This window comes from Streptomyces sp. NPDC033845 (assembly GCF_055576225.1).
Window position 1 is genome coordinate 1 of the sequence record NZ_JBVIRI010000009.1, and the last position, 15,617, is coordinate 15,617.

Genomic DNA, 15,617 nt, shown 5'->3' on the forward strand with positions numbered 1-15,617 from the left:
TTCAGCTTGTTTGTCTGTGGCTCCGGGGGTTTCCGGGGGGGGGGGGGCGGGCCCCGCGGCCCCCCCGCGGGGGGGGCCGCCCGCGCCCCCCCCCCCCCCCCCCCCCCCCCCGCCGCCGTGCCCGGCTGCGCGTACTGCCGCGCGTGCCGCTGCGTCTTCTTCCCTGTTGAGCGTGTTCCGCAGACAGCACTGTTGGGGAAAACACCGCGCTTGGAGGGGCACAGTGATGGTTGACCGGGTGGCATCGTTCGCACAGCGGAGGCTGTGGTTCCTCGACCAGCTCGCCGGGGGTTCCGCCGACTCCCTGCTTCCGCTCGCCCTGCGCATCCGCGGCGACCTGGACGTCCCGGCGCTGGAGCGCGCGCTGAACGGAATCGCGGACCGGCACGAGGTGCTCCGCACCCGGTACGTCGCCGTGGACGGCGAGCCGGTCCCGGTGGTGGACCCGCCGGGGGCCCTGGTGGTGGACCGCACCGAGGCGGCCTGCGCCGAGGAGCTCTTCGACCGGGAGCTGGACCGGCCGCTGGACCTGGCCGCGGAGCACCCGATGCGGGTCACCCTGGCCCGGATCGGACCGGCCGAGCACCTGCTGCTGATCGTGGTCCACCACATCGCGGTGGACGGGGTGTCCTGGGACGTGCTGATGCGCGAACTGGACGCCGGCTACCGGGGCGAGGAGGTGGCCCCGCCCGCCCTCCAGTACGCCGACGTGGCCCGCGCCGAGTCCGGCCGGCTGTCCGGCGCCCGCATGGAGCGGCTGCTGGACTACTGGCGGGACCGGCTGACCGGGGTGTCCCCGCTGGCCCTGCCCGCCGACCGGCCCCGCCCGGCGTTCTGGGACGGCGCCGGGGACGTGGTCCGCTTCCACCTGCCGGCCGGACTGGTCGGCGAGGTCGACCGGGTGGCCCGGGAACGCCGCGCCACCCGCTACATGCTGCTGCTGTCGGTGTACCAGGCGCTGCTGGCCCGCTACTCCGGCCGGACCGACATCGCGGTCTGCACCACCCTGGCCGACCGCGGCCAGGCCTCGGCCGCCGGAGTGATCGGCCCGTTCGTGAACACCATCGTGCTGCGCACCGACCTGTCCGGGGACCCCACCTTCGCGGAGCTGCTGGACCGGGTCCGGGGGCGGGCGCTCCAGGACTTCTCGCACTTCGAGGCCCCCTTCGACCGGGTGGTCAAGGTGGTGGGGGCGGAGCGGGACCTGTCCCGGCACCCGCTCGCCCAGGCCTCGTTCACCCTGCTCAACACGGTGCCGGAACCGGCCCGGCTGGACGGCCTGGACGTGGCGCTGGTGCGGACCCCGTTGCGCGGCACCCCGCTGGACGTGTTCCTGGACCTGGGGCTGGCCGCGGACGGCGGGATCGCCGCCCGGCTCCAGTACGCCACCGCCCTGTTCGACGCGGACACCATGCGGCGGTTCACCGAGGGCTATGTGGAGCTGCTGCGCGCGGTCGTGGCCGAGCCGGGCCGGCCGGTCGCGGAGCTCGCGGCCCGGATCGCCCCGCTGCCGGGCGGGGAGCGCCGCCGGCTGATCGCCCTGGCCGGCCCGGCCGGCTCCCCGGACCCGGCCCCCGTCCCGGCCCCCCGGTTCGCGGTGTCGGGCGCGCCGGAGGCGGTCGCGCTGGTCTGCGGGGAGGAGTCCCTGACGTACGCCGGACTGGACGCGCTGACCGCCGGACTGGCGGCCCGGCTGCGCGGGGCCGGGGTCCGGCCCGGTGATCCGGTCGGGGTGCTGATGCGGCGCGGCATACCGGCGGTGGCGGCGATGGCCGCGGTCTGGCGGGCCGGCGGGGTCTTCGTGCCGCTGGACCGCGGGCTCCCCGAGGAGCGGCTGCGGTTCATGGCCGGGGAGGCCGGCCTCCGGCTGGTCCTGACCGACCCGGACACGGCCTGCCTGGCGTCCGCGCTGGGCGCCCCGACCCTGTCGGCCGGGCCCGGGCCGGAGGCGGCGGACTCCGCGCCGCCCTCCGCCGGGGACGGCCACCGGGCCGAGCCGGAGGAGCTGGCGTACGTCATCTTCACCTCCGGGTCGACCGGGCGGCCCAAGGCGGTCGGGGTGGAGCACCGGGCGCTGGACGCGCACGTGGCCGCCGCACGGGCCGAGTTCGGTATCACCGCCGCCGACCGGGTGCTGGCGTTCTCCTCCTTCTGCTTCGACGCCTCCTTCGACCAGCTGCTGACCTCGCTGGGCTGCGGGGCCACCGTGGTGGTCCGCCCGGACGAGCAGTGGCTGCCGGGCCGGGTGGCCGAGGTGGTCCGGGAGCGGGGGGTCACGGTGCTCAACCTGCCGCCCACCTACTGGGCCGAGCTGGCGCACGGGCTCGGCGGCCCGGGCTCGGCGACGGCCGCCGCGCTGGCCTCGCTGCGGCTGCTGATCCTGGGCGGGGAGGCGGTGCCGGCCGGGGCCCTGGCGGCCTGGCTGGCGGCGGTCCCGGCGGCCCGGGTGGTCAACGCGTACGGCCCCACGGAGACCACGGTCACGGCCACCACCCACACCGCCGCCGGAACGGACGGCGGGCCGGTGCCGATCGGCCGGCCGCTGGGCGGCCGCCGGGCGTACGTGGTCGACGCGTACGGGGAGCTGGTCCCGGAGGGGGTGCCCGGGGAGCTGCTGATCGGCGGTACCGAGCTGGCCCGGGGCTATCTGGGCCGCCCGGACCTGACCGCGGACCGGTTCGTGCCGGACCCGTACGCCGGGGACGGCGGCCGGCTGTACCGGACCGGGGACCTGGTCCGCCGACTGCCCTCGGGCGGGCTGGAGTTCCTGGGCCGGGCCGACGACCAGGTGAAGATCCGGGGGTTCCGGATCGAGCTCGGCGAGGTCGAGGCGGTGCTGCGGGAGTGCCCCGGGGTGGTGGCCGCCGCGGTCGCCGCCGTGCCGGACGCGGCGGGCGGGCTGGTGCTGGCCGGCTACACGGTGGCGGGCCCGGCGGGGCCGCCGGCCCCGGCGGCGCTGCGGGCCTGGTGCGCGGAGCGGCTGCCGCACTACGGGGTGCCGGCCGAGTTCCTGGCGCTGGACGCGCTGCCGGTGAACGCCTCGGGCAAGCTGGACCGGGCGGCGCTGCCCGTCCCCGCCGGGGACCGGGAGCGGGACCTGGCGGTGGGCGGTGCCGAGTTCGTCGCCCCGCGCGACGACACCGAGCGGGTGGTCGCGGAGATCTGGGCCGAGGTCCTCGGAGTGGACCGGGTGGGCATCGACGACGGGTTCTTCGACCTGGGCGGGCACTCGCTGCTGGCCACCATGGCGGTGTCCCGGATCGCCGAGCGGCTGGGCCGTGAGGTCGAGCTGCGGACCCTGTTCGAGAACCCGCGGATCCGGCTGTTCGGGCCGCTGGTCGCGGCGGCCCGGCAGGCCGGTGCGGTGACCGTGGTGCCGGTGGACCGGTCCGGTCCGCTGCCGCTGTCCTTCGCCCAGGAGCGGATGTGGTTCCTGGACCGGATGTCCGACGCCGGTGACGAGTACGTGCTGTGGTTCTCCTGGCGGCTGCGCGGCCGGCTGGACCGGGAGGCCTGGCAGGGCGCCCTCGACGATCTGGTGTCCCGGCACGAGGCGCTGCGGACGGCGCTGGTGGAGGTGGACGGCCGGCCCGCCCAGCGGGTGGTGTCCGGGGTCCGGCTGCCGGTCTCCTGGCACACGGCGCCGCCCGCCGGCCCGGCCGCGGACCCGGCCGCCGAGGAGGCCCGGCTGGAGCGGGTGCGGGAGGAGGCGGTGGCCTTCGCCACCCGCCGGTTCGACCTGGCGGATCCGCCGCTGCTGCGGGCCGGGGTGTGGGAGCTGGGCGGCGAGGACCACGTGTCGGTGATCGCCTTCCACCACGTGGCCACCGACGGCTGGTCCAAGGACATCCTGATCGGCGAGCTGGCCGAGGGCTACCGGGCCCGGCTGGCGGGCCGGCTGCCGGAACTCCCGCCGGTGCCCGTGCAGTACGGGGACTTCGCGGTCTGGCAGCGGGAGCGGCTGGCCGGCGGGGTGCTGGAGGACCAGCTGGCGTACTGGGAGGAGAACCTCGCCGGGGTCCCGGTGCTGGAGCTGCCGACCGACCGGCCGCGCCCGGCCGGCTGGTCGGGCCGGGGGGCCGCGGTGGAGGTGGACCTGGCCCCGGAGCTGGCGGACGGGCTGGGCGAGCTGGCCCGGCGGTTCGGGGTGAGCCGGTTCATCCTGCTGCTGGCGGTCACCCAGATCGTGCTGTCCCGCTGGTCGGGGCAGGAGGACGTGGCGGTGGGCAGCCCGGTGGCCGGCCGCGGCCAGCTGGAGCTGGAGCGCCTGGTGGGGCTGCTGGTGAACACGGTGGTGCTGCGCGGCGACCTCTCCGGGGAGCCCACCTTCGAGGAGTACCTGGGCCGGGTCAAGGAGTCCGTGCTGGGCGCCTTCGACCACCAGGAGGTGCCGTTCGAGCGGCTGGTGGAGCAGCTCCGGCCGGAGCGCGACCCCGCCCGCAACCCGCTGTTCCAGGTGATGTTCGACGTACAGGAGAGCTCCACCGGCGGTCCCCGGGTCGAGGGCCTGGACGTGGACTACTTCCCGCTCCCCTGGGGATCCGCCAAGTTCGACATGACGGCCACCTTCCTGCTCTATCCGGACCGGTTCGCGCTCAACGTGGAGTACGCCGTCGACCTGTTCGACCCGGAGACCGTCACCCGGTTCGCCCGGCACGTGGGCCGGCTGCTGGAGTCGGTGCTGGCCGACCCGGCGGCCCCGGTGGGCCGGCTGGAACTGCTGCCGGCCGCCGAGCGGGCCGCGCTCCTCTCGGGAGAGGCGGAGTCCGGCGCCGGGCTCGTCTCCGGGGTGCCGCCGTTCACCGTCCAGGGGGACCCGGAGTCGGTCGCCCTGGTCTGCGGGGAGGAGTCCCTGCGGTACGGCGAGCTGGATGCGCTGACCGGCGGCCTGGCCCGGCGGCTGACCGCCGCCGGAGCCGGCCCGGAGGTCCCGGTGGGCGTCTGCCTGCGGCGCGGGATCCGCTCGGTGGCGGCGATGGCCGCGATCTGGCGGGCCGGCGGGGTGTACGTCCCGCTGGACCCGCAACTGCCCGAGGACCGGCTCCGGTACATGGTGGAGCGGGCCGGGGTGCGCTGCGTGGTCACCGACGGGGCGGCCGCCACGGCGGCCGCCGGGCTGGGGGTGCCCACCGTCTCCTTCGACGGGGTGCTGCCCGACCCCGACGCCCCCCGGCACGTCCCCGGGCCCCGGGAACTGGCCTGCGTCATCTTCACCTCCGGTTCCACCGGCCGCCCCAAGGCGGTCGGGGTGGAGCACCACGCGGTGGCCGCCCACGCGCTGGCCGCCCGGGAACGGTTCGGGATCACCGCCGCGGACCGGGTGATGAACCTGGCCTCGTTCTCCTTCGACGCCTCGCTGGAGCAGATCCTGCCCGCCCTCGGAGCCGGCGCCACGCTGGTGATCCGGCCGGACGAGGTCTGGACGGTGGAGGAGCTCGCCGCCCGGGTCCGGGCCGAGGGGGTCACCGTGATGGAGGCCACCCCCTCCTACTGGGAGGAGATCATCGCCCGGCTGGACGGGGTCGCGGGCGACCTGAAGAGCCTGCGGCTGGCCGTCACCGGCGGCGAGACCCTGCCGGCGGCCCCGTTGGCCCACTGGTTCGCCGCACTCCCCGACACCCCCTTCCAGAACACCTACGGGCCCACCGAGACCGTCATCTCGTGCACCTCCCACCTGGTGACCGGCCCGGTCGACGGCCGGGTCCCGATCGGCACCGCCTGGGGAGCCCGCCGCACCTACGTGGTGGACGCGCACGACCGCCTCGTCCCCTTCGGAGTTCCCGGCGAACTCCTCGTCGGCGGACCCGAACTCGCCCGCGGCTACCTGGGACAGCCGGAGCTCACCGCGGAACGGTTCGTCCCCGACCCGTTCGGGAGCACCCCGGGCGGCCGGCTCTACCGCACCGGCGACATCGTCCGCCGACTGCCCTCCGGGGAACTCGACTTCCTCGGCCGCACCGACCACCAGGTCAAGATCCGCGGGTTCCGCATCGAACTCGGCGAGGTGGAGTCGGTCCTGGAACGCCACGAGGAGGTGCACGCGGCAGCCGTCCTGGTCCGCGAACTGCGCGGGGACCGCGCCCTGGTCGGCTACGCGGCCGGCCGGCCCGGCCTGGACCCCGGGGCACTGGCCGCGCACTGCCGGTCGCTGCTCCCCGGCTACATGGTGCCCGCCTCGTTCGTGGTCCTGGACGAACTCCCGCGGACCGTCCAGGGCAAGCTGGACACGGCCGCGCTGCCCGATCCGGAACTCCCGGCCGCCGCCGACGCGGTGCCGCCCCGCACCCCGACCGAGGTGGTGACGGCCCAGATCTGGGCCGAGGTGCTGGGCCTGCCGGAGGTCGGCGTCCGGGACGACTTCTTCGCCCTGGGCGGGCACTCGCTGCGCGCGGTGGCGGTCGCCTCCCGGATGCGGACCGCCTTCGACTGCGAGATGCAGGTCCGCGACCTGTTCGACCACCCGACGGTGGAGCGGCTCGCCGTCGAGGTGGAACGCAAACTCATCGCCCTGATCGCCGACATGAGCGACGACGAGATCGACCTGTCGCTGACGGACGACTTCCCGCTGACCGACTTCTAGCCCGCGCCACCGCGTCCCACCCGTTCCGCCCCGCCCCGTTCCGCCCCCGCCCCGCGCCCCGGCGGACCCGCGCACAGCGGGCCGCCGGGCCCCGCCGGCACCCCTCCCCCAGCGCTCCTCGACGGCCCCCCGGGCCGGCCGCCGGCGCATCGCGCCGCCCGGCCCCGACGCGGGCCTCGGAGCGCCCCCCGAACCGTACGACCTCCCTGATTGGACGGACCCGCCATGACCACCACCCAGGCCGAGACCACCACCACGGCGCAGCCCACCGCCCAGGCCCAGCCCGCCGCCGGCGGTCTCTCCCCGGCCGCCCGCGCCCTGCTGGAGCGCCGGCTCCGCGGCAAGGCCGCCGCCGCCGCTCCGGCCGGGATCCCGCGGCTGGACCCGCGCCCCGAGGAGGCCCCGCTGTCGGCGGCCCAGCAGCGGCTGTACTTCCTCGACCAGCTCGATCCCGGCGGGGTGGAGTACCTGATGCCCGCCGCCTGGCGGTTCACCGGACCGCTGGACGTGGCCGCCCTCGACGGGGCGGTCGCCGACCTGGTCGCCCGGCACGAGCAGCTGCGGGTGGTCTTCCCCGACCGGGACGGGCTGCCCTCCCAGCGGGTGCTGCCCGCCGACGGGGCCGGACTGGACCTCCGGGTGCTGCCCGACGGGGCCGCCGGCACCGGGCCGGAAGCCGTCGCGGAGACCGTCCGGCAGCTGGCCGTCCGCCCCTTCGACCTGGCGGCCGAGCCCGCCTTCCGGGCCACCCTGCTGCGGATCGCCGAGGAGGACCACGTCCTGGTCCTCGCCATGCACCACATCGTCTCGGACGGCTGGTCCCTGGACATCCTGATGGCCGACCTCCGCGAGCTCTACCGGGCCCGCACCGCCGGCGAGGCACCCCGACTGGCCCCGCAGCCGATCGACTACACCGACTACGCGGTCTGGCAGCGCGGCACCGACGAGAGCGCCGACCTCGGCTACTGGCGCTCCACGCTGGCCGGACTGACCCCGCTGGAGCTGCCCGCCGACCGTCCCCGGCCCGCCGTCCGCTCCTCGGTCGGCGCCCTGCACAGCGAGGAGCTCCCCGCCGAGCTGACGGCCGCCCTGGCCGCGGCCGGCGAACGCGCCGACACCACCCCCTACATGACCGTCCTGGCGGCCTTCCAGGCGGCGCTGTCCTTCCACAGCGGCCTGGAGGACATCGCGGTCGGCACCGTGGTCGCCAACCGCGACCGGCCGGAGACCGAACGGCTCGTCGGGTTCTTCGTGAACACCCTGGTGCTGCGCACCGACCTGTCCGGCGACCCGACCTCCGCCGAACTGCTGGCCCGCACCCGGGAGACGGTGCTCGGCGCCCTCTCCCACCAGGGCCTTCCCTTCGAGCGGATCGTGGACGAGCTCAGCCCGGACCGCGACCTCTCCCGCAACCCGCTGTTCCAGGTGCTGTACACGCACACCGCCGCCGGGACCGGCTCGTACGCCCTGGGCGGCGCGGCCGGCGCGGTCTTCCCCGTCGACCTCACCACCGCCAAGTTCGACCTCACCCTCGACGTGTTCGAGAAGGACGGCCGCCAGACCCTCCGCTTCGTCTACCGCCCCGACCTGTACGACGCGGAGTCGGTGGCCCGGCTGGCCGCCCACACGGTGGCCGTGCTCCGCGCCTTCACCCTGGTGCCGAGCGTCCCGCTGAGCGAGATGGCCCTGCTCACCGACACCGAGATCGGCGAGCTCCTCGGGCCGGACGGCCCGGCCAACCGGCCGCTGGAGCAGACCCCCCGGCCCGCCCCCCGCCCGGCCCTGGACCGGGTGGACGAGCAGGTCCGGCGGACCCCCGGCGCGGTGGCCGTCTCCGGCGGCGGCCGGACCCTGACCTACGCCGAACTCGACGCCGGCTCCCGGGCGCTGGCCGGACGGCTGCGGGCGGCGGGGATCGGACCGGAGTCCCTGGTGGGCGTCTGCCTGGGCCGGTCGGTGGACCTGGCGGTGGCCCTGCTCGGCGTGTGGCGGGCCGGGGCGGCCTATCTGCCGCTGGACCCTGCGCACCCGCGGGCCCGCCGGGAGTTCACCGTCGCGGACGCCGGGGTGGAGTGGGTGGTCGCCGACGCGACCGGCCGGGAGGCCCTGGACGGGCTCCCGGTCGGGGTGATCGACCTGGACCAGGCCGCCCCGGGAACCGGCACCGGCACCGGAGCCGCAGCCGGAGCCGGCGCGGCCGACGCGGCCGACGCGGCCGATCTGGCGGCCGTCCGCCCCGGACCGGACTCCCTCGCCTACGTGATCTACACCTCCGGCTCCACCGGGCAGCCCAAGGGCGTGGAGATCACCCACTCCAACGCGGCCTGGCTGTTCGACGCCGCCGACCGGCACTTCTCCTTCGGCCCGGACGACGTCTGGACCCTGGTCCACTCCCCCGCCTTCGACTTCTCCGTCTGGGAGCTGTGGGGCCCGCTGACCTCCGGCGGCCGGGTGGTGGTGCTCACCGAGGACGAGGTCCGCGACCCGGCCGCGGTGCACGCGGTGCTCCGCGAGGAGCGGGTCACCGTCCTCAACCAGACCCCGGCCGCCTTCAAGGGCCTGCGCGCCCATCTGGCCCAGCAGGGCGCCGAGTTCGCCGAGCTGGCGCTGCGCACGGTGGTCTTCGGCGGGGACGCCTTCGACACCCGCGACTACCGCGACTGGTTCGCGGTGCCGGCCGACCGCAGGCCCGCCCTGGTCAACATGTACGGGATCACCGAGACCACGGTGCACGTCACCTACCGGCTGATCACCGAGCAGGACCCGCACTCCCCGGTCTACTCGCCGATCGGCCGCCCGCTGGCCGGGCAGCACGGCTACGTGCTGGACCGGGCCGGCCGGCTGGTGCCGCGCGGCACCGTCGGCGAGCTGTACGTGGCCGGCGGCGGAGTGGCCCGCGGCTACCGCAACCGGCCCGAACTGACCGCCGAACGCTTCCCGCTGGACCCCTTCGGCCCCGGCGACACCCGGATGTACCGCACCGGGGACCTGGTCCGGGTGCTCCCGGACGGGCAGCTGGCCTACTGCGGGCGCGCCGACCACCAGGTCAAGATCCGCGGGTTCCGCATCGAGCCCGGGGAGATCGAGACCGGGCTGCGGTCCCTGCCCGGGGTCCGGGACGCGGCCGTGGTGGCCCGCCCCGACGGGCACGGCGGGGCCCGGCTGGTCGCCCATGTGGTGCTGACCGAGGGCCGCCCGCTGGACGCCGCGGACCTCCGCGACCGGCTGCGGCTGACCCTGCCCGAGTACATGGTCCCGGCGCTGTTCGTCCGGCACACCCGGCTGCCGATCACCGCGAACGGCAAGGTGGACCGCAAGGCGCTGGTGGCGCTCGCCGCCGAGGGCACGGCCGCGCCCGCCGGGTACACCGCCCCGGCCGGACCCGTGGAGGAGACCCTCGCCGGGATCTGGGCGGAGGTCCTGGGCACCGAACGGGTCGGCTCCACCGCGAACTTCTTCGATCTGGGCGGGGACTCCATCCTGGCCCTCCAGGTGATCGGGCGGGCCCGCTCGGCCGGTCTCGCGCTGACCGTCCCGGACCTGTTCCGGGCCCGTACGCTGGCCGATCTGGCCCGGGCGGCGAAGACCGCCGACGGGGCCGGACCCGAGCCGGTCGCCCCGTTCTCCCAGCTGTCCGAGGCCGACGCGGCCCGGCTGCCGGAAGGACTGGAGGACGCCTACCCGCTGACCATGCTCCAGGCCGGCATGCTGCACGAGATGCTCGCCGACGAGCGGCGCGGCGCCTACCACAACGTCACCGACCTGAAGATCACGGTGCCGGAGGGCTTCGACCTCGGGGCGTTCCAGGCGGCCGTGGACACGGTGGTGGCCGGGCACGGCATCCTGCGCACCTCCATCGACCTGGTGTCCTTCTCCGAGCCGCTCCAGCTGGTGCACCGCACCGCGCACGTCCCGGTCGGCTACAGCGATCTGCGCGGACTGGCCCTGGAGCAGCAGAAGGCGGCCCTGCGCCGTTTCGTACAGGAGGAGTTCGGCCGCCGCTTCGACCTGGCCGCCCCGCCGCTGATCCGGATCCATCTGCACCGGATCGCCGACACCGAGCTGCGGCTCACCCTCACCGACTGCCATGTGGTCCTCGACGGCTGGAGCCTGACCTCGCTGATCGCGGACCTGCTGGACCTGCACCGGCAGGCCGTCGCCCACCGCCGCACCCCGGAACTGGCGCCGTCCCCCCGGTTCGCCGAGTACGTGGCCCTGGAGCGGGCCGCCCTGGAGGACGAGGAGGGGCTGCGCTACTGGCGGACGGCCCTGAGCGACCTGCGGCCGGTCCGGTTCCCCCGGCGCGGGGCCGCTGCCGGGGCCGACGAGCAGCCGGTGTACGAGATCAAGCGGTCCTACGCCCGGCTGGCCGAGCCGATCGGCCGGCTGGCGAAACTGGCCGGGGTGCCGCGCCGGACCGTGCTGGTCGCCGCGTTCCACCACACCATGAGCCTGTTCGCCGAGCCGGACGCCGACACCGCCGGGCACCTGGGGCACGCCATCGGGCTGGTCACCAACGGCCGGCCGGAGCTGTCCGGCGGCGACCGGATGCGCGGGCTGTTCCTCAACACCGTGCCGTTCGGGGTGCGGCGGCCGGAGGGCAGCTGGCTCGACTACGTCCGGTCGGTGTTCGAGGCCGAGCAGGAGATGCTGCCGCACCGGCGGGTGCCGCTGGTCCGGCTCCAGCAGCTGCGGCCGGGCGAACCGGCCCTGGTGGAGGCCATCTTCAACTTCGTCAACTTCCACCGGCTGTCCGGGGACAGCTGGGACGGCTCCCTGGAGATCGCCCGCACCATGTTCCCGCTGCTGGTGAACGCCAGCGTGGACGGCTTCCAGCTGGACGCCGACCCCGAGTACCTGGCGCCCGCCACCGCCGACGCCCTCGCCGACCTGCTGTGCACGGTCCTGGAGACGATGACGGGGGCGCCCGAGGCGCCGGTGACCCGGCCGGCGATCACCGGGGAGGCCCGCGAACGGGCCCTGGGCGAATGGGCGCGCGGCCCCGAACTCCCGGGCACCGAGCTGATGTTCCACGAGCTGGTGGCCGGGCACGCCGCCCGCACCCCGGACGCGGTGGCGGTGGCGCACCCCGGAGGAGAGATCTCCTACGCCGAACTGGACTCCGCCGCCGAGCGGCTGGCGGTCCGGCTGCAAGGGCTCGGGGTGGGACCCGAGGTGGTCGTCGGGATCTGCGTGGAGCGGGGCCCGGACCTGGTCCGGGCGGCCCTGGGCGTGCTCAAGGCGGGCGGCGCCTTCCTGCCGATGGACCCGCAGCACCCCACCGAGCGGCTGGCGTTCACCGCCTCGGACAGCGGGATGCGGCTGCTGCTGACCCAGTCCGCGCTGGCCGGCACGGTGCCCTTCGAGGGAACCGTTCTGTTCCTCGACGTCCCGGACACCGCCGACGTCGCTGACGCCCCGGACGCCGGGACGGAGGACGCGAGCGGGGGCGGGGCCCGCCGGCCGGTCCGGGCCGGGACCGACCCCGGGAACACGGCGTACGTGATCTACACCTCGGGCTCCACCGGCACCCCCAAGGGCGTGGCCATCGCCCACCGCGGGCTGACCAACATGCTGGAGGGGCAGCGGGACCTGTTCGCGCCGTCCGCCGGGGACCGGGTGCTGCAGTTCGCCTCCTTCACCTTCGACGCCTCCATCCTGGAGCTGACCTGGTCGCTGGCCAACGGCGGCCGGCTGTGCACCGTGCCCAAGGAGGCGCTGCGGCCCGGCCCCGACCTGGCCGAGACCCTCCTCTCCTACGGCATCACCGGCACCATGCTGCCGCCCAGCGCCCTGGCCGTCCTCGGCGAGGACCGGTTCCCCGACCTGGCGGTCCTCCAGGTGGCGGGCGAGGCCTGCCCGGCCGAACTGGCCCGGACCTGGTCCCGGGGCCGCCGCTTCATCAACATCTACGGGCTGACCGAGACCACCGTGTGGTCGGTGGCCGCCACCCTCACCCCGGACACGGTCCGGCCGCCGGTGGGCCGGCCCATCCGCAACACCCGGATGTACGTGCTGGACGAGGACATGGGGCCGGTCCCGGTCGGCGTCCCCGGCGAGATCTACCTGGGCGGCGCCTGCGTGGGCCCCGGCTATCTGGGCCGCCCCGAGCTGACCGCCGCCACCTTCGTGCCCGACCCGTACGGCGCCCCCGGCGACCGGCTCTGCCGCACCGGCGACATCGGCGCCCAGCGGCCGGACGGCACCGTGGAGTGGCTGGGCCGCCGGGACAGCCAGATCAAGCTGCGCGGCTTCCGGATCGAGCTCGGCGAGATCGAGCACCGGCTGCGCGAGCTCCCGCAGGTCCGCCAGGCCGTGGTGCTGCTGCGGCGGGACCTGCCGGGCGGCGAACCGGCCCTGGTCGCCTATGTGGTGGCGCACGACGGACAGCCCGCCGACCGGTCCGCCGGGGAGCCACTGCGGCAGGCGCTGCGCGGGCAGATGCCCGAGTACATGGTGCCCGGCCGGTTCGTGTTCCTGGACGCGCTGCCGGTCAACAGCAGCGGCAAGATCGACAAGCCGGCGCTGCCGCTGCCCGCGGTGGAACGCGCCGACTCCGGCGCCCCGTACACCGCCCCGCGGACCCCGGCCGAGACGGTGCTGGCCGAGGTGTGGAGCCATGTGCTCGGCATCCCCGGGATCGGGGTGCACGACGACTTCTTCCGGCTCGGCGGAAGCTCCCTGTCCACCGTCCGGGTGGCCGCCCAGGCCTCCTCCCGGGGGCTGCCGGTCTCGGTCCGCGACCTGATCGAGGCGCCCACCGTCGCCGCGCTCGCCGAACGCGCCACCGCGGCGGCCGCCGCCGCCTCCCTCGGGCCGGCGGAGGTCCGCTCGGAGGTCCGGCTGCGGACCGGCGAGGGCTCCCCGCTGTGGTGCGTGCACCCGACCGGCGGCAGCGCCGCCTGGTACGTGCCGCTCGCCCGGATGCTGGCCCCGGGCCGCCCGGTCCACGCCTTCCAGGCCCGCGGCCTGCTCGGCGGCCTCGACCCGGCCGACCTGCCCGGGATCGCCGCGAACTACGTCGCGGAGATCACCGCGCACGGCGCCGAGGGCCCGCACGACCTGTTCGGCTGGTCCATGGGCGCCAACATCGCCCTGGAGATGGCCACCCAGCTGCACGAGGCCGGACACCGGGTGGAACCCCTGGTCCTGGTCGAGCCCTATCTGCCCAACCCGGCCGCCCGCGCCCGCCTCGAAGGGGTCGGCCGGGAGCTGGAGTCCGCGCTGCGGCTGCGCGACCGGGTCCGGGCCCTGCCCGCCTCGGCGGAACGCGACACGGCGGTGGCCGAGCTGACCGCCCAGCTGCTGGCGGCCGACATGAGCCCCAGCGAGGCGGCCCTGGTCGAGAACGCCCCGATCGAGGTGTGGCACTCGCTGCTGGTCGCCCTGGCCCGCTACGAACTGCGCCCCTACCCGGGCCACATCCACCTGGTGGTCGGCTCGGAGGCGGCCGGACTGCCCGACGGCGAGCCGATGCCCGGCCTGGACGTGGACTACCCGACGTACGTGGCCCGCTGGCGGGCCCTCGCCCGGGACGGCCTCACCGTCCACATCACCGAGGGCGACCACATGTCGATGATGTCCGAACGCCTGATGCCGCGGACCGCGGCCCTGCTCGACACGATCAAGAGCATCCCCACCCACACGACCCAGGCGGAGGCCCGGCGATGACCCTCACCGACACCGAGCAGACCCGGACCGCGCCGGCCGGCGCCCCCGCCGGGGTGTGCCCCTTCACCGGGGCCACCGCCGCCGACCTCCCGGCCCCCGCCGCCCCGGCCGCCCTGGCCGCCGTGCGCCCGGCCGGCCCGTTCACCGAGCGGTACCTGCTGGACCCGGCCGTCAACGCCGAACCGTACGGCTACCTCAACTCCCTCCGGGACCACGACCCGGTGTACTGGAGCGCCATGCACCGGGCCTGGCTGGTCACCGGGCACACCCCGCTGATGCGCTGCCTGCGTGATTCGGCTGTCTCCGCCGAGCGGGTGCGGCCGCTGATGGACGCCGTGCCGGAGGGGGCCCGGGAGGACGCCGAGCGGGCCTTCGGGATCCTGTCCCGCTGGATGGTGTTCAACGACGCCCCCCAGCACCGGCGGCTGCGCCAGGTGTTCCAGGAGCAGTTCGCCGCCCGCGCCATCGTCCGCTACCGGGGCTTCGTGGAGCGGGCGACCCGGGCCATGCTGGCCCGCCGGGCGGTGCCCGGCACCGTCGGCGACCTGGTCGCGGACATCGCCCGGCCGCTGCCGGCCCTGGTGTTCGGCCGCTGGCTGGGCGTCCCGCAGGCCCACCACCCCTCGTTCTGGTACTGGAACGCCCGGGTCGGCGACCTGGTGCTGGGCGCGGCCCAGGAGGAGCGCGAGTACCGCACCTCGCTCCAGTCGCTGGTGAACCTGGAGGACTATCTCGCCGACCTCGTCCGGCAGCGCCGCGCGGACCCCAAGGACGACCTGATCAGCTCGGTGCTGGCGGGCGGCCAGATCGGCTCCTCGGTCACCGAGGAGGAGTTCGTCGGGATGCTCACCCAGATGGCCTTCGCCGGCGGCGAGACCACCAGCAACCTGATCGTCAACGCCCTGCTGGCGCTGCTGCGGCACCCGGAGGAGCTGGCCGCCGTACGGGAGAACCCGAAGCTGGTGCCGATGGCGGTGGAGGAGGCGATGCGGTTCGACGGGCCGTCGAAGATGTCGATCCGGACCGCCGCCCGGGACTTCGACCTCGACGGGCGGGCCGTGCACTCCGGGGACCGGCTGTTCCTGGTGACGGCGGCCGCCAACCGGGACCCGGAGCGCTTCGCCGACCCGGACGTGTTCCGGGTCGCCCGGGGCAGCGCCTCGCACCTCGGCTTCGGGTTCGGCGCCCACTTCTGCATCGGTGCCGCCCTGGCCCGGCTGGTGGCCTGCGCGGTGGTCGACGTCCTGGTCCGCGAGTACCCGGGGCTGGAGCTCGTCGACGTCGGGCACACCTGGCAGCTGTCCCTGCTCAACCGGGCGATGACCGCCCTGCCCATCCGCTACTGACCCCCGCACCGCCGAACCGA

Annotated in this window: 3 protein-coding genes; all 3 read left to right on the plus strand. The window is 75.7% G+C overall.

All coding sequences use genetic code 11. The features are described from left to right. The first annotated feature begins 238 nt into the window (after positions 1–238). The 3 genes from ACZ50K_RS20235 to ACZ50K_RS20245 all read left to right on the plus strand — a co-directional run bounded on the left by ACZ50K_RS20235 (position 239) and on the right by ACZ50K_RS20245 (position 15,597). The gene (locus tag ACZ50K_RS20235) at positions 239–6,580 is read left to right on the plus strand and encodes an amino acid adenylation domain-containing protein (RefSeq protein ID WP_468904736.1); all 6,342 of its coding nucleotides are present in this window, start codon (positions 239–241) and stop codon (positions 6,578–6,580) included. A gap of 225 nt (positions 6,581–6,805) precedes the next feature. Beyond that, the gene (locus ACZ50K_RS20240) at positions 6,806–14,251 is read left to right on the plus strand and encodes an amino acid adenylation domain-containing protein (protein ID WP_468904739.1); all 7,446 of its coding nucleotides are present in this window, start codon (positions 6,806–6,808) and stop codon (positions 14,249–14,251) included. Next, on the plus strand, positions 14,248–15,597 hold the full coding sequence (locus ACZ50K_RS20245) for a cytochrome P450 (RefSeq protein WP_468904741.1): 1,350 nt from the start codon (positions 14,248–14,250) through the stop codon (positions 15,595–15,597). Before ACZ50K_RS20240 ends, ACZ50K_RS20245 begins: the two co-directional genes overlap by 4 nt. Positions 15,598–15,617: the final 20 nt, after the last annotated feature.

Bases quoted from the DNA above. Each gene is read 5' to 3' on its own strand.
- ACZ50K_RS20240 (WP_468904739.1), top strand. From the start codon at position 6,806: ATGACCACCACCCAGGCCGAGACCACCACCACGGCGCAGCCCACCGCC.
- ACZ50K_RS20245 (WP_468904741.1), top strand. From the start codon at position 14,248: ATGACCCTCACCGACACCGAGCAGACCCGGACCGCGCCGGCCGGCGCC.